This is a genomic window from Parvibaculum sp. (assembly GCF_002684405.1).
Classification (GTDB): Bacteria; Pseudomonadota; Alphaproteobacteria; order Parvibaculales; family Parvibaculaceae; genus Parvibaculum.
Genome location: NZ_NYVD01000063.1, coordinates 1 through 21,361, shown reverse-complemented (window position 1 = coordinate 21,361; position 21,361 = coordinate 1). Strand labels below are relative to the sequence as shown.

Annotated in this window: 22 protein-coding genes; 13 read left to right on the top strand and 9 right to left on the bottom strand. The window is 61.6% G+C overall.

The window, feature by feature from the left end:
* On the top strand, positions 1-249 hold a 249-nt coding region (locus CMI59_RS05405; protein WP_293325748.1), incomplete at its 5' end, for a CoA transferase.
* On the opposite strand, the gene CMI59_RS05400 is transcribed toward CMI59_RS05405, so the two are convergent.
* A complete protein-coding gene (locus tag CMI59_RS05400) occupies positions 246-1,094 on the bottom strand; it encodes a sulfotransferase (protein ID WP_293325746.1) in 849 nt (282 codons plus the stop codon). The genes CMI59_RS05405 and CMI59_RS05400 overlap by 4 nt on opposite strands.
* Positions 1,095-1,260: 166 nt before the next feature.
* On the opposite strand from CMI59_RS05400, the gene acs reads away from it, so the two are divergent.
* Positions 1,261-3,228 (top strand): acetate--CoA ligase, encoded by a 1,968-nt coding sequence (gene acs / locus CMI59_RS05395; RefSeq protein WP_293325744.1) that lies wholly within the window; start codon positions 1,261-1,263, stop codon positions 3,226-3,228.
* 158 nt (positions 3,229-3,386) lie between these two features.
* On the top strand, positions 3,387-4,535 hold the full coding sequence (fic, locus tag CMI59_RS05390; RefSeq protein ID WP_363102383.1) for a protein adenylyltransferase Fic: 1,149 nt from the start codon (positions 3,387-3,389) through the stop codon (positions 4,533-4,535).
* Positions 4,536-4,636: 101 nt separating this feature from the next.
* Here fic and CMI59_RS05385 read toward each other — a convergent pair whose 3' ends face one another.
* Positions 4,637-5,182, bottom strand: coding sequence for a hypothetical protein (locus CMI59_RS05385; protein ID WP_293325739.1), 546 nt, complete (start codon positions 5,180-5,182; stop codon positions 4,637-4,639).
* Positions 5,183-5,249: 67 nt separating this feature from the next.
* Here CMI59_RS05385 and CMI59_RS05380 point away from each other — a divergent pair, with 67 nt between their 5' ends.
* The 3 genes from CMI59_RS05380 (at position 5,250) to CMI59_RS05370 (ending at position 6,903) form a co-directional block, all read left to right on the top strand.
* On the top strand, positions 5,250-5,693 hold the full coding sequence (locus CMI59_RS05380; protein WP_293325737.1) for a hypothetical protein: 444 nt from the start codon (positions 5,250-5,252) through the stop codon (positions 5,691-5,693).
* 104 nt (positions 5,694-5,797) lie between these two features.
* The gene (locus CMI59_RS05375; protein ID WP_167095789.1) at positions 5,798-6,496 is read left to right on the top strand and encodes a hypothetical protein; all 699 of its coding nucleotides are present in this window, start codon (positions 5,798-5,800) and stop codon (positions 6,494-6,496) included.
* Positions 6,493-6,903 carry a hypothetical protein gene (locus CMI59_RS05370; RefSeq protein ID WP_167095790.1) on the top strand — a complete coding sequence of 137 codons (411 nt, stop codon included), beginning with the start codon at positions 6,493-6,495 and terminating at the stop codon, positions 6,901-6,903. The genes CMI59_RS05375 and CMI59_RS05370 overlap by 4 nt, the downstream gene beginning before the upstream one ends.
* Here CMI59_RS05370 and CMI59_RS05365 read toward each other — a convergent pair whose 3' ends face one another.
* Positions 6,904-7,599, bottom strand: coding sequence for an extensin family protein (locus CMI59_RS05365; protein ID WP_293325732.1), 696 nt, complete (start codon positions 7,597-7,599; stop codon positions 6,904-6,906). It lies immediately after the preceding gene.
* Between the two features lie 28 nt (positions 7,600-7,627).
* Positions 7,628-7,855: a DUF1674 domain-containing protein gene (locus CMI59_RS05360; RefSeq protein ID WP_293325730.1), complete on the bottom strand. Its 228-nt coding sequence runs from the start codon at positions 7,853-7,855 to the stop codon at positions 7,628-7,630.
* 120 nt (positions 7,856-7,975) lie between these two features.
* Between CMI59_RS05360 and htpX the strand changes: the two genes are divergently transcribed.
* The 6 genes from htpX to purH all read left to right on the top strand — a co-directional run bounded on the left by htpX (position 7,976) and on the right by purH (position 15,870).
* The gene (htpX, locus tag CMI59_RS05355) at positions 7,976-8,839 is read left to right on the top strand and encodes a zinc metalloprotease HtpX (protein WP_293325727.1); all 864 of its coding nucleotides are present in this window, start codon (positions 7,976-7,978) and stop codon (positions 8,837-8,839) included.
* 98 nt (positions 8,840-8,937) lie between these two features.
* On the top strand, positions 8,938-10,272 hold the full coding sequence (locus CMI59_RS05350) for a transcription antitermination factor NusB (protein WP_293325725.1): 1,335 nt from the start codon (positions 8,938-8,940) through the stop codon (positions 10,270-10,272).
* A gap of 108 nt (positions 10,273-10,380) precedes the next feature.
* Positions 10,381-11,445 carry a glycosyltransferase family 9 protein gene (locus CMI59_RS05345; protein WP_293325722.1) on the top strand — a complete coding sequence of 355 codons (1,065 nt, stop codon included), beginning with the start codon at positions 10,381-10,383 and terminating at the stop codon, positions 11,443-11,445.
* A 93-nt stretch (positions 11,446-11,538) separates the two neighbouring features.
* Positions 11,539-12,201 carry a ribulose-phosphate 3-epimerase gene (gene rpe / locus CMI59_RS05340; protein ID WP_293325720.1) on the top strand — a complete coding sequence of 221 codons (663 nt, stop codon included), beginning with the start codon at positions 11,539-11,541 and terminating at the stop codon, positions 12,199-12,201.
* 90 nt (positions 12,202-12,291) lie between these two features.
* Complete coding sequence (locus tag CMI59_RS05335) at positions 12,292-14,178, top strand: heparinase II/III family protein (protein WP_293325717.1); 1,887 nt, start codon at positions 12,292-12,294, stop codon at positions 14,176-14,178.
* A gap of 78 nt (positions 14,179-14,256) precedes the next feature.
* Entirely contained in the window at positions 14,257-15,870 is a 1,614-nt protein-coding gene (gene purH / locus CMI59_RS05330) for a bifunctional phosphoribosylaminoimidazolecarboxamide formyltransferase/IMP cyclohydrolase (RefSeq protein WP_293325714.1), read from the top strand.
* Positions 15,871-15,947: 77 nt separating this feature from the next.
* On the opposite strand, the gene CMI59_RS05325 is transcribed toward purH, so the two are convergent.
* Entirely contained in the window at positions 15,948-16,250 is a 303-nt protein-coding gene (locus tag CMI59_RS05325; protein ID WP_293325712.1) for a hypothetical protein, read from the bottom strand.
* A gap of 80 nt (positions 16,251-16,330) precedes the next feature.
* On the opposite strand from CMI59_RS05325, the gene CMI59_RS05320 reads away from it, so the two are divergent.
* Positions 16,331-16,651, top strand: coding sequence for a heavy metal-binding domain-containing protein (locus CMI59_RS05320; protein ID WP_293325710.1), 321 nt, complete (start codon positions 16,331-16,333; stop codon positions 16,649-16,651).
* A 112-nt stretch (positions 16,652-16,763) separates the two neighbouring features.
* Here CMI59_RS05320 and CMI59_RS05315 read toward each other — a convergent pair whose 3' ends face one another.
* From CMI59_RS05315 to CMI59_RS05300, 4 genes are all read right to left on the bottom strand, one after another.
* A complete protein-coding gene (locus CMI59_RS05315; protein ID WP_293325707.1) occupies positions 16,764-18,188 on the bottom strand; it encodes an MFS transporter in 1,425 nt (474 codons plus the stop codon).
* Positions 18,188-19,684: an MFS transporter gene (locus tag CMI59_RS05310; protein ID WP_293325705.1), complete on the bottom strand. Its 1,497-nt coding sequence runs from the start codon at positions 19,682-19,684 to the stop codon at positions 18,188-18,190. Before CMI59_RS05310 ends, CMI59_RS05315 begins: the two co-directional genes overlap by 1 nt.
* A 112-nt stretch (positions 19,685-19,796) precedes the next feature.
* Positions 19,797-20,294, bottom strand: coding sequence for a YchJ family protein (locus CMI59_RS05305; RefSeq protein WP_293325702.1), 498 nt, complete (start codon positions 20,292-20,294; stop codon positions 19,797-19,799).
* 80 nt (positions 20,295-20,374) lie between these two features.
* A partial coding sequence (locus CMI59_RS05300; RefSeq protein WP_293325700.1) for a glycosyltransferase family 87 protein occupies positions 20,375-21,361 on the bottom strand: 987 nt, incomplete at its 5' end.

Genomic DNA, 21,361 nt, shown 5'->3' with positions numbered 1-21,361 from the left:
CCCGCCGTGAAGGCGAACCGGCTGGGCGATCTGCAGGACGATCCGCATCTGAAGGCGGTGGATTTCTTCGCGCGCTACGAACATCCCGACGCAGGCGGTTATTTCGCGCTGCGCCCGCCGGTCCGTTTTTCCCAAACGCCCTCCACCATTCGCCGTCACCCGCCGCGCCTCGGCGCGGACACCGAAGAGGTGCTGCGCGAGGCGGGTTTCAGCGAGGACGAGATTGGAAAGCTGAAACCAGAATCCTAGTCTCGGCGCCAGCTTTCAGGAACACGCTCCCCGAACTCGGTGAAACAGAAGTCGTAGGCTTCGGCAAACCGAGCTCGGGCTTCGGCCACAAGATGCGGCGCGAGTGCAGTTCGCTCCGGCGCCGCATTGATCATCTTGCCATACGCACCCGGCTGGAAAGGGATACCAAGAAAATCGCACAGCCTTGCCACCTCGGCATCGCTGAAGAGGTTCTCGTAAAACCCGGTGAACACGCGATCGCGGGAGAAGACTGAATAAAGCCGTGTCAGTGTCTTGTGGTAGTAGCCGCGCTCCAGATAGACCGGATCTTCCAGCGCCTTGAGGAACGCCGCTTCCCCGTCGCTATGCGCAGTACCGTTGCGCTTGTGCATACGAAGCTGCGAGTAGACGCGCTCTACCGGGTCGCGCATCAGGAAAATCACTTTCACTTCGTTGAACCGGCGAGCCACATCCTCAAAGCCGGCCACGGGGAGAAGCGAATAAGACGGCGTGATTTCACCGAACAACCGGCAACGCTTGGGTACATAACGCTCGAAATAGGCGCGATAGGCTTCCGGCTCTGAGATCATGCGGACGCGCCATGCAGCTTGCTTTCGCCCGCGCACTTTCTGCGACCATGGCGGGGACAATACCCTTAGCCGGGCTGCCGCCAAGTCGCGATAAACATCGTCGAAATGCGAGCAGAGATCGGGGCAATATCTGGCATCGAAATAATGCAATTCTTTCCATGGCGAAGGCATAAACACCTCCGGGCGGCGCTCCAGATAATCATGCAGCCAACTTGTGCCCGCTTTCTGTGCGCCCACGCCGAGGATGAAACATTTATTGTCAAGTGAAGAGCCCATGAAACCCTATTATCGATTTGTGGCGAAAAACGCTACCACTGCTGGAAATGGATGACGAGATACGGTGGCGAACCGAAATCGGCAACCACCTTGCTGCTCACTGTCCCGCTGCGCATAATGCCGCCAAAGAAGAAAAGCCCTCAATTTTCGGGAAGGAGGCGTCCCCATGTCCAAGGCAGAAGCCGACACGCAACCGGCAACCGTAATCCCCGTCCCCGACGAGTGGAAAACGCGCGCGCTGGTGGATGAGAAGAAGTACCGGGAAATGTACGACGCCAGCGTCAACGACCCGGAAGGCTTCTGGCGCGAACACGGCCAGCGCATCGACTGGATCAAGCCCTATACCAGGGTGAAGGACACCAGCTACGATCCGCACAACGTGTCGATCAAATGGTTCGAGGACGGCTCGCTCAACGCCGCCGCCAACTGCATCGACCGTCACCTTGAAAAAAATGGCGACCGGGTCGCCATCATCTGGGAAGGCGACGAGCCCGACCAGGACAAGAAGATCACCTATCGCGAGCTTCACGAACATGTCTGCCGCTTCGCCAATGTGCTGAAGGCGCGCAACGTGAAGAAAGGCGACCGCGTCACCATCTACATGCCGATGATCCCGGAAGCGGCCTATGCCATGCTCGCCTGCGCGCGCATCGGCGCGGTGCACTCCGTGGTGTTCGGCGGCTTCTCGCCCGACAGCCTGGCGAACCGCGTGGTCGATTGCGACTCGCGCTGTATCGTCACGGCGGATGAAGGCGTGCGCGGCGGCCGCAAGATCCCGCTGAAAGCCAACACCGACGAAGCGCTGAAACAATGCCCGGACGTGGATACGGTCGTCGTGGTGAAGCGCACCGGCGGCAATGTGAACATGCAGTCCGGCCGCGACATCTGGTACGAGGAAGAAGCGGCGAAGGTCTCGCCCGATTGCTCGCCGGAAGAAATGAACGCGGAAGACCCGCTCTTCATTCTCTACACCTCCGGCTCGACCGGCAAGCCCAAGGGCGTGATGCACACGACCGGCGGCTACATGGTCTATGCGTCCATGACGCATCAATATGTCTTCGACTATCACGACGGCGACATTTACTGGTGCACGGCGGATGTCGGCTGGGTCACAGGCCACAGCTACATCGTTTATGGACCGCTCGCCAATGGCGCGACGACGCTGATGTTCGAGGGCGTGCCGAACTATCCGGACAGCTCGCGCTTCTGGGATGTTTGCGACAAGCACAACGTCAACATCTTCTACACCGCTCCCACCGCCATCCGCGCGCTGATGCGCGAAGGCGAAGGCCCGGTGAAAAAGACAAGCCGCAAATCGCTGCGCCTGCTGGGTTCGGTCGGCGAGCCGATCAACCCGGAAGCCTGGCTCTGGTACCACAAGGTGGTCGGCGACGAGCGCTGCCCCATCGTCGACACATGGTGGCAGACGGAAACGGGCGGCATCCTCATCACGCCACTGCCCGGCGCGACCGACCTCAAGCCCGGTTCGGCGACGCGCCCCTTCTTCGGCGTGAAGCCCGTCATCGTCGATCACGAAGGCAATGTGCTGGAAGGTGCGACGGAGGGCAATCTCTGCATCGACGACAGCTGGCCCGGCCAGATGCGCACCGTCTATGGCGATCACGAGCGTTTCGTGAACACCTACTTCATCCAGTATCCGGGCCGCTACTTCACCGGCGACGGCTGCCGCCGCGACGAAGACGGCTATTACTGGATCACGGGTCGCGTGGACGACGTGCTGAACGTCTCCGGCCACCGCATGGGCACGGCGGAAGTGGAAAGCGCGCTGGTCGCGCATCCGAAAGTCGCCGAGGCCGCGGTCGTCGGCTATCCGCACGACCTCAAGGGTCAGGGCATCTACGCCTATGTGACGCTCAACGCCGGCGATGAGCCGACCGAGGAGCTGCGCAAGGAACTGGTGCAGTGGGTCCGCAAGGAAATCGGCCCCATCGCCTCGCCCGACCTCATCCAGTGGGCGCCGGGCCTGCCCAAAACGCGCTCCGGCAAGATCATGCGCCGCATCCTGCGCAAGATTGCCGAAGACGATTTCTCCAATCTCGGCGACACCTCCACGCTGGCCGATCCCGGCGTGGTGGAAGACCTCATCGACAATCGCCAGAACAAGGCGGGCTAAAGCCGTCTAAATATTGGGGATATAGGGCTGCTGATACGTATATCTGCTGAATTTGTCGGTAAGCCTGGAGAAAATCGACAGATTCAACAGATGTGTTGACGGCTCGAACATATCCACCCAATATGTCGAAGAGACTAAATTTTTTCGACATATAATAGATGTGGCGCCCAGACAGACCCTATAATGACTTGCCCCTCCTTCCGCCGGAAATGGAGCTGGAGACGCAACGCATATTGAAGACCTGCATAAATGCGCGCGTCGCCCTCGCCGAATTGAAGCAGGCTGCCGAACTCATCCCCAATCAGGCGATCCTGATCAACACCATTCCGATGCTCGAAGCGCAGGCCAGCTCGGAAATCGAGAATATCGTCACCACTACCGACCGCTTGTTCCGCTTTTCCGGAGCGAGGCATGAAAGCCAAGCCGACCCGGCAACGAGAGAAGCGCTTCGCTATCGCCACGCCTTACGCAAAGGATTTGGGGACCTCGGGCATAAGCCCCTGTCTACAAACACTGCAATAGAAATCTGCAGCATCATCAAGAACGTGCAAATGGGCATTCGCAATGTCCCCGGCACCGCGCTACAGAAGGACGCGACGGGCGAGATCATTTACACGCCGCCCGTCGGCGAGGGAACATTACGCGACCTCTTGGCAAACTGGGAACGCTTCATCCATAGCGATGAAAATGATCTGGACCCTCTGGTCCGCATGGGCGTCATGCACTATCAGTTCGAAGCAGTTCATCCGTTTACAGATGGAAATGGAAGAACGGGGCGCATACTCAATGTTCTTTATCTGATCGAGAAAAATCTTCTCGATCTCCCAATATTCTATCTCAGTCGTTACATCATTCGGAGCAAAGCCGAATACTATCGGCTGCTGCAAGACGTCACGACAAACGGCGCGTGGGAAAACTGGCTCGTATACATTTTGGAAGGCATTGCCGAAACGAGTAAATGGACCACCGGGAAGATCCGAGCCATACGCGATTTGAAGCAAATGGCTGCCGACTACGTGAAGCAGGCCGAACCGCAGATCTATTCTCACGAGCTTGTAGAACTGATTTTCGAACAGCCCTACTGTCGTATTTCCGATCTGGTAGACGCCGGACTTGCCCAACGTCAGACAGCCTCAACCTATCTCCACAAGCTCGCGGAGATTGGCGTGCTCTTAGAAATGAAGATGGGCAGAGAAAAACTCTTTGTTCATCCCGCCTTGCACTCCCTTCTGCGATCCGAAGACAATCCACTGGGGCCCTACACACCGCCGGAGCCTCTGAACATCGACCTTGGAGACCTTCAATAAAAAATCCACGCCGGTAGCAGGCCGTGTGAAACCGTATGGCGGCGGCTATATCCTTGCCCGCGCCGGCCTCGTTCCGCGAGTAACAGAGCAGAAACACCAACCTAAAATCCGAGCCGGCTAAACGCTGCGGAAATTTCTGCGGCGTTTTGTTCGTTGGAGAAACCACGGCGGCTTGGATGGCAAACCGAAACATGCTCTACGCCAAATGCCTCGCATAGCCTTCCCGCTTCGGCGCCCAAGCCGATGACCTTGCGTCCGACTAACTCATGAATGGTCACCGCCTCAAATGACCTAACCAACGCTGATTTTGCGATAGCTTGTGATCTTTCAGCAGGCACAAGGTGGAATGCTTGCGTCACATAAATATCTTCACGCAACAAACCGCGCTCGCCCAGCGCGAGGTCGAGCACATTGTTGAACCGGATGCCCGGCAGATACCCCAATTCGCTCAGTATCTGCCTGTACTCATTTATTGAGGGCTCGTCGAGCCAATGGAGAGCGACAAGCACTGGTCCGGTGGGCGAGCAAGACGAAATCTGATAGGGACTAACCCAATCTCCATCGAAGCCCACATCGGCAAGTGTACGGAAAGGCTCAATGCTGAGAGCCCTGCGCTTTTCGATAATCTGCGATCTGGAAAGCGACATTGTTTCCCCCCGCTTTCGTTCTCGACACATTGTACGCATAAAGAAAGTTCAAAGAGAACAGGTGCCCATGTCCGACAAGAACGCCAACAAACCCGACTTGCTCTGGCAAGGCTTTCTCGGCCTCTGGGTTCTCGACCCCGAGAGCTGCCAGTACGAACAGGGCGACCCGCCCCGCGCGGGCAGCTATCGCATCGAGGAAACGCCGGACGGTCGCCTCGCCTTTCACATGGAGTGGGTGGATGCATCAGGTGAAGAACATAAAGCGAGCTTCACCGGCACACCAAACGGCGAGCCCGAGCCTTTCGCGGGCGGCGACCTGGCCGATTCCCTGTCGGTCACGCCGGTCTCCGCGCGAGAACTCAACTCTGCCGCCTTCTACAAGGGGCAGGAACGGATGATCGCCTCGCGCCAGCTCGACGACACGGGCGGCGCCATGCGCCTCATACAGGCCGTGCGGCTCCCCGACGGCACCAAGCCGACCAATATCTCGATCTATGTGAGAGCGCAGTGACCATTAATCCCCTGAAAACACGAAAGAATTAGTATCACCTAGCCAAGATACTGATCTGGTGTAGAATCTTCACAATACCGCAAGCTCGGACAGCGGATTTCACAGTGAACTTTGTCGAAAATAAAGCCAGCCTAGTAGGCATTGGTCTTTACACGCCCAGTGAAGCGGCCCAACTCATTGGAGTTTCCGCACCCAAAATCACGCGTTGGCTTCGCGGTCACTCGATAGGCGACAAGACCTATGAACCATTGTGGCACTCCCAAGTGAATCTTGAAGATGGTCACACCTATCTTGGCTTCAGAGATCTGATGGAAGTCCGTGTAGCGGACGCATTCATCCAACAAGGCCTGAGCGCTCACAAAGTGCGGCGCGCTATTGAAGTCGCCCGCGAAATGATCCGCGAAGAGCGCCCTCTTTCCACCACTCGTTTCCGAACGGACGGGCGAAGCGTCTTTCTTGAAGTACTTGCAGAGGACGGCGAAACGAAACTCATCGACCTTTTCCGAAGTCAATTCGCGTTCAAGAAGATAATCGAGCCGAGTCTGCGAAATATCGATTTCGAAGATGGGGTTCCCGCCCGGTGGTGGCCGATAGGCAAGGGAAAGCACATCGTAGTGGATCCCGAGCGGTCCTTCGGGCAGCCGATAGATGATCAAAGCGGCGTCCCTGCCGACGTGCTGTTTCAGGCAGTGGAAGCCGAGGGTTCTATCGAAGCTGCCGCAACGGTTTGGCAAGTTCCGGTTTCCTCCATAAAACACGCCGTTGAATTCCGACAGCGCGTACAACCGCAAAAAGCAGCGTGAAGGTCTTTTTCGACAATTGCACTTCACCGGTCCTAGCCTCCACCCTCGGAGGCTTTCTAGACCATCTCGGTCATTCAGCAACTCACATCAAAGATGCTAAATGCGGGCGTAGTGCGACCGATATCGAATGGATCGAAATGCTCGCGAATGACAACTCCGTATGGATTGTGATTACGGGCGATACACGCATCAGAAAGAACAAGCCAGAACGGACAGCGTTTCGCCAGTCCGGATTGATCGGATTCGTTCTTAGCCCCGCCTACCAGAAGACACCGATGAACAAGGTAGCGTCATATTTGTTGTGGCGATGGCCAGACATTGAAAGATTGACAGGGATCGTCGGCGGAGGCTCATTGCATGAACTACCCATGAACTTCAAAGGCAAAATCAAGCAGATGCCTCTATAACTACTTGCAGAAGCTCCACCGCCCCATCTCCAGATGGAAGTGATTGGCGTGGAGCTTGTTGTAATCCGGGCCCAGCACGCCGCGAAAGACCTCGCAGGCACCGTCATGCACACGCGCGAGGAACTGCCCCTCCGGCGTGTCCTTGCCCCAATCCTTCAGGACACTGATCTTCCGTCCATCCGCCAGCACGAAAGCGGCGATGTCGATGGCCCGGCCTGTGGCGTGGTATGAAAGCCGTGCGTCGGGATCGTGGTTGATATTGCGGCATTGATAGGTGCCGTAATGGACAATGCGGGTGAGCTTCGAGCCGAGAATTTCCGCCGCCGCCGGTTCGGCCACATGCCGCTCCCAGATGAGGAGCGCCGTCATGGAGATGCAGGACAGACGCCCCCCGCCGCCATAGCTCACATCCGAACGGTCGAGCGTCAGTCCGTCATCCACGCCGCAGCCTTGCGTGTCGGAGGCGATCGGCGCGCGCACCACCTCGGCCCGTGAGCGCCGCACCGTGGCAACGCAGGCCTCCGGCCGATGTTCGAGAATGCGCATCTTGATAGGGGTGGCGAGCGTTGGCTTGTCGGCGATCTCGAGCGGAGAGAAGGGGTTGATGCTGTCGGGCAGGTTCCACAAGCCCCAGCCCGCCAGAAAAGCCATGCCGGAGAACAGGGCCACCCGCGCCGCGACAGCCCACCGGTTCAACCCATCCTTATGACCGTCCTTGCGCCATCTAGAAATCGGAAATGATCCCCTTCACTTCCCAGTCGCCATAACGCGCCGGGTCTTTCCCGCCGCGCCCGTCGACCTCTTTCGGCGTGGGATTCTCGGCGGCGAGGCGGTCGGCCTCCTTCCGGCGCGCATCGGCTTCGGCCAGCGCGCGCTGCGCCGCCGGGGACAACTCCTTTTTCGGCTCGTTTTCCGTCTCTTCGGCGGCGTTACGGGGAGTTTCGGCGCTCATATCCGCTCCGGATCTGCTTGAAGCCCATGATGATTGTCCACATATAGAGCGTGGTTCTCTCGCGCGCCACCCTGCGCCGCAGGAACCCGTCGGACAAACAACGGAGCCATAGACGAACAGATGAATACGCTCAGAACCGGCATGCTGCTGGCCGCCATGACAGCCCTTTTCATGGGCCTCGGCTATCTGATCGGCGGCGGTGCCGGTATGGCCTTCGCGTTCATGCTGGCCGCGGGCATGAACCTCTTCGCCTATTGGAACTCCGACAAGATGGTGCTGCGCATGTACAAAGCGCAGCCCGTGGACGAGCGCACGGCGCCGGAATATGTGCGCCTCGTTCGCCGCCTGGCCGAGAATGCCGGCATCCCCATGCCCGCCACCTATATCGTCGACACGCCCCAGCCCAACGCCTTCGCCACGGGCCGCAATCCGGACCACGCAGCGGTAGCGGCAACGCGCGGCCTCATCGAAATGCTGACGCCCGAAGAGCTCGCCGGTGTCATGGCCCATGAGATCGGGCATATCCGCAATCGCGACACGCTGACCATGACCATCACCGCGACCATAGCGGGTGCCGTTTCCATGCTCGCCAATTTCGCGCTCTTCTTCGGCGGCAATCGAAACGCTGGCGGCATCATCGGCTCGCTGGCGCTGGCGATCCTTGCGCCCATGGCCGCCGGGCTGGTGCAGATGGCGATCAGCCGCACCCGCGAGTATTCCGCCGACCAGGCAGGCGCCGAAATTTCCGGCCATCCCATATGGCTCGCCTCGGCGCTGGAGAAGATCGAGAACTATGCCCACAGGTCACGAAACGACTACGCGGAAGCCAATCCCGCCACGGCGCATATGTTCATCATCAATCCGCTTTCGGGCGAAGGCCGCGACAGCCTCTTCTCCACGCATCCGGCGACCGCGAACCGCGTTGCCGCGCTCAAGAAACTGGCTCAGGACATCAACCGGGCAAACGGCCGCCCCTGGGGATAAGGGGCCGCGATGCCGCCAAAACGCAGCGTGGGCCATCCGTAGGCGGAAGGGCCGCTTCCATGCTTCCTTTCGCTCTCCCCTTATGATCTAACCCTGCCATGTCCACACCGACCCGACAGAAAGCGCCGCAGGGCCTCGCGCCCCGCGCCGGAGCCGCCGCCTTGCTGCGCGCCGTTCTGCATAAGCGCCGCCCGCTCGACGAAGCTTTCGCCGAAGAAGCGACGAGCGGCAGGCTGGCCGCTTGCGAAGCGCGCGACCGTGCCTTTGCCCGCGCCATCGCCGCGACCACGCTGCGCCGCCTCGGCAGCATCGACCACGTGCTGGACGGCCTCCTTGAAAAGCCCCTGCCCGCGCGCGCCGGCCACGTACGCAACATTCTGCGCATCGGACTTGCCGAACTTCTCTTCATGGGCGTCGCACCCCATGCCGCCGTCGGTATGGCCGTGGAAAGCGCAAGCGCCAGCCGCGTTGCCCAGCATTTCAAGGCGCTGGTGAACGCCATTCTCCGGCGCGCGGACCGCGAACGCGACACGCTGCTCACCGGCCTCGACATGGCGCATCTCGACACGCCGGACTGGCTCTTCGAGAGCTGGTCGCGTGCCTATGGCGAGATTACCGCCCGCGCCATCGCCGAAGCGCATTATGCCGACCCGCCTCTCGACCTCTCGGTAAAGCACGATCACGAACGCCAGTACTGGGCGGACGAACTCGGTGCGGAGATCCTGCCGACAGGCAGCTTGCGTCTGAGAGAGACGGCACGGGTGGATACGCTACCGGGCTTCGATCAGGGCGCCTGGTGGGTGCAGGACGCCGCGGCGGCCATTCCTGCGCGCCTGCTCGGCCAGATCGCAGGTGCCGAAGTGCTCGACCTCTGCGCCGCGCCCGGCGGCAAAACGGTGGAACTTGCCGCCATGGGCGCGCGGGTCACCGCGCTCGACCGCTCCAGGGCCCGTCTGGAACGCGTGAGCGAGAACCTTACCCGCGTCAATCTTGCAGCCGAACTGGTCACCGCCGATGCCGCACTCTGGCAACCCAAAAGGCAATGGGCCCGCATCCTGCTCGATGCCCCTTGTTCGGCAACCGGCACCGCGCGCCGCCATCCCGATGTGCTGCGCCTCAAAACACCGGGTGACCGCGACAAGCTCGCCGCCTTGCAGGCCCGCATTCTGGCCCATGCGTCAGGCCTTCTCGCGCCGGGCGGCATCCTCGTCTATTGCACCTGCTCACTGGAAGCCGAAGAAGGCCCGCGCCAGATCGACGCGTTTCTGGCCGGGCGGCCCGGCTTTGCACGCCTGCCCATCCGTGCGTCGGAAGTCGGCGATCTGAGCGCCCTCGTCACAGCGGAAGGCGATATGCGCAGCCTGCCCTGCCATCTGGACGACAGGGGCGGCATGGACGGTTTCTATGCAGCCCGGCTGATCCGGTCTAACTAGCCGGTTTCGGGCTTCCGCCGGAACAACCTGCGGCACCCCTCCTCCACTGTTCATTTGGAGGCTTCATGGCATTTTGCTATCTAGTGGCGACTAGTTGGGGGAAGACAAATGGCGCGTATCGCCCTAGGGGGTTTGCCAATCGGCACAGAGCATAAGCGCATTGCCGTTTTTTCCGGGCATGACCAGCTCGGCGACGGGCTTTTCAAACTTCCCTTTGTCCGCAGCCTGCGGGCAAGCTTTCCCGACGCGGAGATCCATTGGGTGTCCGCCTATCGCAGTGTCTATGCAGGCGTCCTGGCGCCTCTGGTCGCACCTTTCATCGACCGGGTGCACATCATGACGGACCTGTCGCAGCATAAGCGGCAGCTCATCTTCCCGCCACGCATCCCCGGCACGCCCTATGACATCGCGATCGACACACAGACGCTTTTCTGGCGATCGCTGGTAGTGAGGCGTGGCCTCAAGCCGAAATGCTTCATTTCCGCTGCCATGGACTATCGCCTTTCGAGCGTCCAGCCCCCCGACGACGCACGCACCAAACCGAGGCACTTCGTCGAACATCTGTTGCGGCTGGCCGAGCTGGCCGCGGGCGAAAACTTTAGGCGCGACGACACGCCCGTCGAAATCCCCGCCGAACTCGACGCGCTGGCAGACACCCTGCTGCCGGGCTCCGGCACAAACGGAGAGGCCTCCCCCTATATCGGTATCGCCCCCGGCTCGGGCGATCCGGCCAAGCGCTGGCCGCTGGAGCGGTTCATCGCGCTTGCCGGGCATTTCAGGGAACGCGGCTTCCGTCCGGTCTTCATGGTCGGCCCCGGCGAGGCGGACCTGCTGGAGCCGCTAAGGACCGCATTCCCGGATGCTCTTTTTCCCGAACAAGCCCTGCCCCCGGGCAAAAAGCCCGGCCCGCTTCTGGTCGCCGCCCTCGGCCGGCGCATGGCAGGCTCCATCGCAAATGATTCCGGGCTCGGGCATTTGCTGGCCATCTCCGCCAAACCCCTCGTCCTGCTCTATGGCCGCCACACTCCTGCAAAATACGCCCCGCTCGTTCCCGGCCTCAGGTCCGTCTGGGCACAGGAATTCGGGGGTCTCGACCATAAGCTGATACCGCTCAATCGGGTGGAGCACGAGATGGAGGCGGCGCTGGCGCAAACCGGCATGTGCCGGAGCTGACGGGCTTTCTTGCACCGATTCAAGGCGGGTGCTACTGAACGGAGATCAGGCTTTTTGCCGCAAGTCTCCCGTATTTCCGCCACCGAGAATCACATGAGCGCCATCAAGATCGCCCCTTCCATCCTCGCCTCCGATTTCGCCCGTCTGGGCGAGGAAGTAGGCGCCATATGCGAGGCGGGGTGCGACTATGTGCATGTCGATGTGATGGATGGTCATTTCGTACCCAACATCACCATCGGCCCGTCGGTCGTGAAAGCATTGAAGCCGCATTCGACGAAGCCTTTCGACGTGCACCTGATGATCTCGCCGGTCGATCCCTATATCGCGGAATTCGCGGAAGCGGGCGCCGACATCATCACCTTTCATCCCGAAGCGGGCTTCCACCCCCATCGCACCATTCAGTCCATCAAGGCTGCGGGCTGCAAGGCGGGTCTGTCGCTCAACCCGGGCACGCCGCTTGAAAGGCTCTGGCCGCTGCTGGGCGATCTCGACCTCGTCCTCGTCATGTCGGTCAATCCGGGCTTCGGCGGACAGGGGTTCATCGAAAGCCAGCTTGCCCGCATCGAAGCCATTCGCAAGCGGATCGATGCCGAGGGCCTCGATATCGAGCTGGAAGTCGATGGCGGCATCAATTTCGAGACGGCCCCCCGCGCAATCGCGGCGGGTGCGAATGTACTGGTCGCAGGGACCGCGACCTTCAAGGGCGGCCCTGCCGCCTATGCGGACAATATCGCGGCCCTGCGCGGCAAGGGTTGAGCGCCCCCTTAAAAGGGCTCTGGCAGGGATGTCATTCGGGACGTTGTTCGATGCGTTACTCGGGACATTTCAGGGAGGCGGTCACGGACGATGGCCGGTGAGAGCGCGAAAAAGGCATCGGCAAACGGCGGCCCGGTCTCGGGGAACCGGCTGATCGACCTTGCGCTTGCGGCAGCCGGCCGTATCCGCACCGCCGCCATGGATCGCTTCTACGGCACATGGATCTACGGCCAGACGCTGCGCGGGCCCATGCCCGATCACATGCTCCACTACCCCAGGGAGCTGCGCCCCGGTCGCGCCTCGCGCGCCGACGCCATGTTCCAGGGCCGCTGGTTTCTGCCCGGCGGACAAGTCCGCGCGCCGGGCGCTTCCTCGCCATTCGCCGCCGACCCGCCCAGCCTGACATGGGCGGAAGAGCTTCACGGCTTTGCATGGCTCAGACACTTCTCTGCTGCCAATGTGCAGAACAACGGGTCGTCCGCCCGGGAATATGCCCGCAAGCTGATGTCGGAATGGATCGAGGTCGAAGGCCGCTGGCACCCGGTCGCGTGGCGGCCCCATGTCATCGGACGGCGCCTCATCTCGCTCGCCTCCAACGGTCCGCTCATCATAGACGGTTCGGAACTCGTCTATCGCTCGACCTTGCTGCGCAACATGGCACGGCAGGCCCGCCACCTGGCCCGTACTGCCCATCGCGCCCCGGAGGGAGCACCCCGCATTACCGCCGCCATGGGCCTCGCCTTTTCCGGCCTCTGCCTGTCGGAAGGCCATCGCCGGCTGGACAAGGGTCTGCGGCTTCTTTGCCGCGAACTCGACCGGCAGATCCTGCCGGATGGCGGTCATGTCAGCCGCAACCCCTCCGCCCAGCTTTCCATCCTGCTCGACCTTCTCATGCTGCGCGACAGCCTGCGCGAACGGCATATGAATGTCCCCAAGCCGATCCGCGACGCCATTGACCGTATGACGCCCATGCTGCGCTTCTTCCGGCATGGCGACGGCAGGCTCGCCCTTTTCAACGGCTCCAACGAAGGCCCGGAAGGCGCGATCGACGCAGCCCTCGACCGTGACGATGCCAAAGGACGGCCTTTCGGTTTCGCGCCCCATTCCGGCTATCAGCGGCTGGCAGCGGGGCCTGCCAATATCGTGGTCGATACGGGCCACCCGCCGCCAGGCCCCTTCAGCCATGACGCCCATGCAGGCTGCCTGTCGCTCGAAATGAGCGCAGGCCGCGCCCGCATGATCGTGAATTGCGGCGCAACCCGTGTCCTCGGTCCCGACTGGGAGGCGGCAAGCCGCGCGACGGCGGCCCATTCCACGCTGGTGCTGGCCGACACCTCGTCGGCCCGCATGCTGCGGGGCCGCCTTTCGCGCCGCCTCCTGGGCGCGCGCATCATGGAAGGCCCGACGCGTGTCGAAAATCGCCGCAATGAAAACGAGGCCGGCATCTGGCTCGAGGCCGCCCATGACGGCTATGCCGCCGATTTCGGCCTGATCCATCGCCGCCGCCTCTATCTTTCCGGCTCGGGCGAGGATCTGCGCGGCGAAGACCTGCTGGAACCGCTCGGCCGTCCCGTCCGCAAATGGCCCTGGAGCCCCCGCTTCTGGCGCAAGCCGCCGGAAGACCCGCCCTATGCGGTCCGTTTCCACATCCATCCGGATGCGCGCGTTTCGCTCGCCCATGACCGCTCCAACGTGCTGGTGCTGCTGCCCAATGGCGATGGCTGGCAGTTCCGCGCCCGGTCGGGCCAAGGCGACTGCGCCATCGACATCGAGGAAAGCGTCTATCTGGGCTCGGGCGACACGACCCGCCGGGCCGAGCAAATCGTGGTTTCCGGACAGGTCTTCCGGAACGAGGCCAAGGTAAACTGGGCCTGGCGGCGGCTTTCCACCCGCAATGCGGGCAAGGAAAACGAGACCGCCGCCATGCCGGAACTGCCTGAACTCGCCATGCCGGACGAAGAACCGGAAGGGACCTGACCGTCCACCCAGCTTGGAACCGCCCGGGTTTCGTGCTATCGCCCCCGCATCCCGTCACATATTGCCGAGGCATGTCCCATGGTCTCCACCAAGCCCGCCCCCGACGCCGCCGATATCCAGCGCGTGCGCCGCGCCCTGCTGTCCGTTTCCGACAAGACGGGGCTCATCGAATTCGCCACTGCCCTTCACGAGGCGGGCGTGGAACTTATTTCCACCGGCGGCACAGCCAAGGCGATCAAGGATGCGGCGCTGCCGGTGCGCGACGTTGCCGAGGTCACGGACTTTCCGGAAATGATGGATGGCCGGGTCAAGACGCTGCATCCCATGGTCCACGGCGGGCTCCTCGCCGTGCGCGACGACGCCGAACATACGCAGGCCATGGAGAAGCATGGGATTGCCGGCATCGACCTTCTCTGTGTCAATCTCTACCCCTTCGAGGCAACCGTCGCGAAGGGTGCGGGCTATGGGGAATGCGTGGAGAACATCGACATCGGCGGCCCGGCCATGATCCGCGCCGCGGCGAAGAACCACGCCTATGTCTCCGTCATCGTGGAGGCCTCGGACTATGGCGCGATCGTCGACGAGCTGAAGGAAAAAGGCGGCACCACGCTCGCCACCCGCAAGCGCCTTGCCCACAAGGCCTATGCGCGCACGGCGGCCTATGACGCGGCGATTTCCAACTGGTTCGCAAAGGAACTCGAGAACGACGCGCCGGAATGGCGCGCCTTCGGCGGCGAACTGAAGCAGACGCTGCGCTATGGCGAAAACCCGCATCAGCATGCGGCGTTCTATGTGTCGGGCGACCGGCGTCCGGGCGTGGCCACCGCGACCCAGCTTCAGGGCAAGGAATTGTCCTACAACAACATCAACGACACCGACGCCGCCTTCGAGCTGGTCGGCGAGTTCGACCCGGCCGTCGCGCCCGCCATCGCCATCATCAAGCACGCCAACCCTTGCGGCGTCGCAACGGGGGCCTCGCTCACCGAGGCCTATAAAAAGGCGTTTGCCTGCGACCCGGTTTCCGCATTTGGCGGCATCGTCGCCTCCAACATGCCGCTTACCGGGGAAACGGCCGAAGAGATTGCGAAGATCTTCACCGAAGTCATTATTGCGCCGGACGCGGACGAGGATGCGCGCCGCATCATCGCGGCGAAGAAAAACCTCCGCCTACTGATTACCGGCGGCCTGCCTGACCCGCGCTCGCCCGGCCTTTTCTACAAATCCGTATCGGGCGGCATGCTGGTCCAGTCCCGCGACAATGGCTGCGTCGACGATCTCGACCTCAAGGTCGTGACCAAGCGCGCGCCGTCGGATCAGGAACTCGCCGACATGCGCTTCGCCTTCAAGGTCTGCAAGCATGTGAAGTCGAACGCCATCATCTATGTGAAGAACGGCGCCACCGTCGGCATCGGCGCGGGCCAGATGAGCCGCGTGGACTCAGCCCGCATCGCGGCGCGCAAGGCCGAGGACGCAGCGCAAGCCGCAGGCGAGAGCAAGCCCGCCACCATCGGATCGGTCGTCGCCTCCGACGCCTTCTTCCCCTTCGCCGACGGCCTTCTGTCGGCGGCCGAGGCCGGCGCCACGGCGGTCATCCAGCCCGGCGGTTCCATGCGCGACGAGGAAGTCATCGCCGCGGCTGACGAAAAAGGCCTCGCGATGGTCGTCACCGGCATGCGGCACTTCCGTCATTAACAGACACGACCTTCAAGTAAGGAGATACCGGACCTCCTGACATGATATGCCAATGCAGCAAGGACCCAGGCGGGAGGTTAACCTCCCGCCTTTTTCTTTTCAGATAGTCGTCGGTACTCTTCCGAAACAACTTTGTAGTGCTTTCTCTGCTGGTTCCATGTGATGCCATACGCTCCCGCCGCAGCTACAATGGACATAGCCAGCAGCGGCAATGGATCCTCATTTGGATCGATGCCATAAGCGCTGAGTATCAAAACCCCTGGGACGAACACTCCTATCGCCGCAGCAAAAGCATATTGAATAGGATCGTACTTTGGACGTGGCGCTATAACGGAAGCGTTCTTTTCCGCTTGATCATATGTCTCTGCGCCCTTTGTCATACCCCCCTCCATTTCTCCCCTGCATCCATACTACCCTAGTGCAATTCTGAATTTCAGAAACCACAGAGAAGGAGGGTTCCATGATCGTCACCACCACACCGACCGTCGAAGGCCGCAAGGTCACCGACTATAAGGGGCTCGTCTCGGGCGAAGCCGTGATCGGCGCGAATGTATTTCGCGATGTCTTTGCCTCCATCCGCGATTTCGTCGGCGGCCGCTCGGGCTCCTATGAGAAGGTGCTGAAATCGGCCCGCGACGAAGCCATGCGCGACATGATGGAAGATGCCGCCCGGCTGGGCGCCGACGCGATCATCGGCGTCGATCTGGACTATGAGGTCGTCGGCCAGTCCGGCTCTATGCTGATCTGCATCGCCTCGGGCACCGCCGTCACGCTGGGCTGAAGGCTCAAATCGCTCATAACCCGTCACCCCGGACTTGATCCGGGGTCCATGGAGAGATGGTTATGGATTCCGGGTCAAGCCCGGAATGACGACTTTGCAGTTGAACCTCACGTCAATGCACGACGGCGCTGGCGCGTTCTTCCTTCACGAAGAGCAGCAGCACGAGGCCGGTCAGGATCAGCGGGATCGCGACCATCAGGCCGAAGCGCTGGTTCTGCGTCAGCTCCGTCACGATGCCGATGAAGAGCGGGGCGATCCACGCCGTCGCCTTGCCGCATAGCGCGAAGAGACCGAAAAACTCCGTCATCATCTCCTTGGGCGAGATGCGCGCCATCATGGTGCGGCTCGACGCGATGACCGGCCCCACCATCAGCCCGAAGAGCGCGATCATCACCAGGAAGAGCTGCTGCGGCAATGTGGAGAAGGCCGCCGCATCCTCAGGCACCGGCACGGTGATGAAATAGAAAATCCGGTCCCTGTCGAAGGACAGGATGACGGCGAAGAACACCACCACGCCGATGATCGCCCAGACCAGCGTCCGCTTCGACCCGATCTTGAGGTCGACCCAGCCGCCAACGAATCCGCCCAGCGCCGCGAAGAGCGTGACCCAGACGCCGTAGATCGCCATCTGCATCGCGCCCCATTGGAAAATGGACGCAGCCAGAATACCGCCGAACACGAAGATCGCCGTCATGCCATCGTAGAACAGCATGCGCGCCAGCAGATAAAGGCCGACATTGCGGAAATGGCGTACCGATTTGAGCGTCTCCCAAAGCCGTATGAGCCCAGCCTTCGCCGCCTCGCGCCGCCCGAGACCCCTGGTCACCTGATCGGGCACCATGAAGAGGAGCGGCAGCATGAAGATGACGAACCATGCACCCGAGATCGGCCCGACGATGCGGTCCGTCTCATGCGCGGCCTTGGAAAGCCCGAAAAGCGGTTCCGCCGGAATGAAGGATGCGCTCACCTCGCCGGGAAGCTGAAAAAAGATCAGCACAAGAATAAGCGCAAAAATCGCCGCAAGCTGTCCCATGCCGATGCCGATGCCCGACAGGAGGCCGATGCGCCGGTCGGATGCGATGGTGGGCAGCATGGCATTGGCAAAGATGATGGCGAATTCCATCCCCACCGCCGCGACGATGAGCGACACCATGACATGGAAAAGCGGCTCGCCCGGTATCGCGAACCAGAGGCCGAAACAGCCCGCCGCACACATCAGCATCGAGGCGACGATCCAGGGTTTGCGCGGTCCGGCCGCATCCGCCATCGCGCCAAGAAGCGGGCTCATAAGTGCGATGGTGACGCCGGCAATCGCCTGCACATATCCCCAATAGGCCTGCCCCTCGACCGGGTTGGCTGCAAGCACATTGGTGAAAAAGGGCGGAAAGAGAAAGATCGTGATGAGCGAGAAATATGTCTGGTTCGCCCATTCATAGAGAACCCAGGCGCCTTGCGCCCAGTTGGAGGCCGGTTCCTTGCCGCCGGTGTCATGCGGCGGCTGCCATTGGGGCACGGCCCCCTCGATGATCTCACTCACTACTCTGCTGCCTCCGCCCGTTCTTCCTTCACGAAAAGAACGAGCCCCAGTCCGACGCCGAGAAGCAGCAGAACGGAGGCAAAGCCGACCCGCTGGCTCTGGAAGAAGGACGTTGTGAACCCCACAACCGCCGGCCCGAGAAAAGCCGTCGCCGTGCCCGATAGCGCATAGAGACCGAAAAACTCCGACATTTTCGTTGCGGGGGCAAGTCGCGCCAGCATGGTCCGGCTATTGGCATAGGCCGCGGTAATGAAAATCGCGATCAAAACGACCACCATCACATAGAGAAGTTCGGGAACGGTGGCGAAGAAAGGCAGGTCCCAGACTTTCGGCGCATTGGGGTCCCAGGGAAAGAAAAAGAAGAGCTCCGTCGGCGTAATGGAAACGGCAAGCAGCAGACCCAGAGACGTGCCGCCGATGGAAATGAGGATCGCAGCCTTCGACCCGAACGTGTCGTCCAGCCAGCCGCCGAAGAACCCGCCACCCACCGCGAAGATCGACAGCACGATGCCGTAGATCGTCAGCGTCAGCGCGTCCCAGTGAAAAACGCCCGCCGCATAGACACCGCCAAAGATGAGAATGGCCGTCTGCCCGTCATTGTAGAACATCCGGGCGATGAGATAGGTCGCCACATTGCGGTAATGCTTGAGCTGACGCACCGTCTTGATGACCCGCGTGCCGCCCTGCCGGATACTGTCCACCAGACCGGGGCGCGCCTCGCGCGGCCTGTCGGGTGTGAAGAACATCAGCGGCAGCGTGAAGAAGAACAGCCACAAGCCTGCAATCGGACCGGCAATACGGCTGTTCTGAAATGTACCGACATCGATGCCGAACAACGCATGGTCGGGGATGAACCCCCAGCTCACCCGGCCCGGCAGCATGAAGGCGTAGAGCATGAAGCAGAGGATGAGCAGCCCGCCCGCATTGCCCAGCGCCAGCCCCAGCCCCGAAAGAAATCCGATCCGCTCGTTCGGTGCGACCGACGGCAGCATGGAATTGTGGAAGACTTCCGAAAAGGCAAAGGCCACCGAGACGATCACGATCAGCGCCGCAATCGTCGAGATGGAAAGACCTTCCGGCCCGGGCATCGCCCACCAGAGCGCGAAAGTGGCCGGGGCCATGATCCCGACAAAGACGGCAAGCCAGGGCTTGCGCCGTCCGCCCGAATCCGCGATCGCACCGAGAACCGGTGCCAGGCAGGCGATAACGAACCCGGCAATGGAGTTGATATTGCCCCATATGGCCTGACCCTTTACCGGGTCGCCCACCACCACATTGGTGAAATAGGGGGAGAAAATGTAGATGGTGATGAGGAGGACGTAGGGATTGCGGGCCCATTCGAAGACGGCCCAGCTCACCTGGCCCTTCTTGTCCGCCGCCCTGTCGCCCGTCGCGGAGAGCGGATGCCCGTCATGGTCGGCGCCTGCTGAAAAAGACTCCGCCCCTTGCGCGCCCGCTTCTACGGCAAGGCCCGCTTCCTTCGCAAAATCGACCAAATTATCCTCCCGTTCCGCTCGCCTTTACCGGGAGCGGCCCATTTTTTTCGTAATTGGAGCATGAAAGGAGGACAGGGAAAAGTTATTCGGCCGTAACGTCGGACGGGCCCGCCTAGGCCGCCTGCCCGCAGCACTTCTTGTACTTTTTGCCCGACCCGCAGGAGCAGGGATCGTTGCGACCGATCTTTTCGACCTTGCGCGGACGCGCGCCCATGATGCCGTCCACATACCACCAGCGCCCGTCCTGCTTGCGGAAAGTCGCCGTCTCGTGATGGACGCGGTCCTGATTGTCCGCCTGGAAATGCGCTACGAATTCGACGACGCCATCCTCGTCCTGTTCGCTGCCGGCTTCCGCGTAGCGCACCTCAAGCCCTGTCCAGAGGCTGGACTTCGCCCATTCCAGCGCGGCCTCGCGGTCGAAATCCTCCCGCGTGCCGGGCAGCAGGGTCTCTTCCAGATAATCGGCATTATGCGTGGCAAAGGCCGTATAGCGCGAGCGCATCAGCGCCTCGGCCGTCGGCGGCAGCGCCGCGCCGGAAAGGAAGGGGCCGCAGCATTCGCCGAAAATCTTGCCGGAACGGCAGGGGCAGGCATCGGTATCGGAAATCATCGGGGCGTGGCCTCGGCAGGTAGGTGCGATGGATCGGCCATCCTCATAAGGCCCGGCGTGAAAAAAAGCAAAAACCGGGATCAGGCCGTTTCGCGCAGGCTTCGCCGCACGGCGAGCCAGAGCGCGGCCAGCAGCAACGGAAATCCAAGCTGCAGATGGGTCGCGTTGGCAAGAAAGCTGGTCAGCGGCGGGATCAGCACCAGCGCCAGCAGCCACAGCTTTTCGCCCCGACCGGACCCGTTGACCGCCATGTCGCTCGCGATAATCGCCAGCGGTACCGCCAGCAGCGCCATCTCGTAATCGAAGAGATAGGGCGGCACGAGCAGGCTCGCCGATACCAGCACCGCCCAGCTGGCCCGCGTCATACCGATGCGCCGCCAGACGATGACGACAACCGTCGCAGCGCCCAGCGCCACCAGTGCCTGCAGGGCATAGGCCGTATCGGCTCCGACGCCGAGATAGCGGAAAAAGACCCACGCACTCGGCATCTTCGCCCAGGGCAGCAACCCGTCCTCGAAAATGGTCCTTACCAGTTCCAGATTGCCGAAAAAGGCCTGCCAGAGCCCGAAACCGAAGACCGCGGTGGCCAGCCCGCAAAAGCAGAGCGTCGCCACGGCCGCGGCAAAAAAGATACGCCACTGCCCGGCGGCGATGAGAGCGAACGGAATGAGCAGGCCGAATTGCGGCTTGAAGGCGAGAAGCCCGATAAAGAGCCCCGCCCAGAGCGCGCCACGTGCGCCCCTTTCGCTCGCCAGCGCCGCGCCCGCGAATAGCGCGGCCGAATAGAGCGAGTTCTGCCCGTGATAAAGGCAGAGCAGCGTCGCCGGAAAAGCCGCCAGCAACCAGTAGGGGGTCGGCTGGTTGAGCAATGGGCGGCACGCATAGAGATAGGCGCCGAAACCCAGCGCGGTGAAAACGAAGAAGGAAAGCGCATAAGGCAGCAGGGCCAAGGGCGCGACGAGAAGCTGGAAGGTCGGCGGATAGTGCCACAGATAGGCGGCCTGCGTGGCCGGGACCGCCTTCTGCTGCGCTTCATGCGCCTGATCCATATCGAAAGCAGCCTCGGG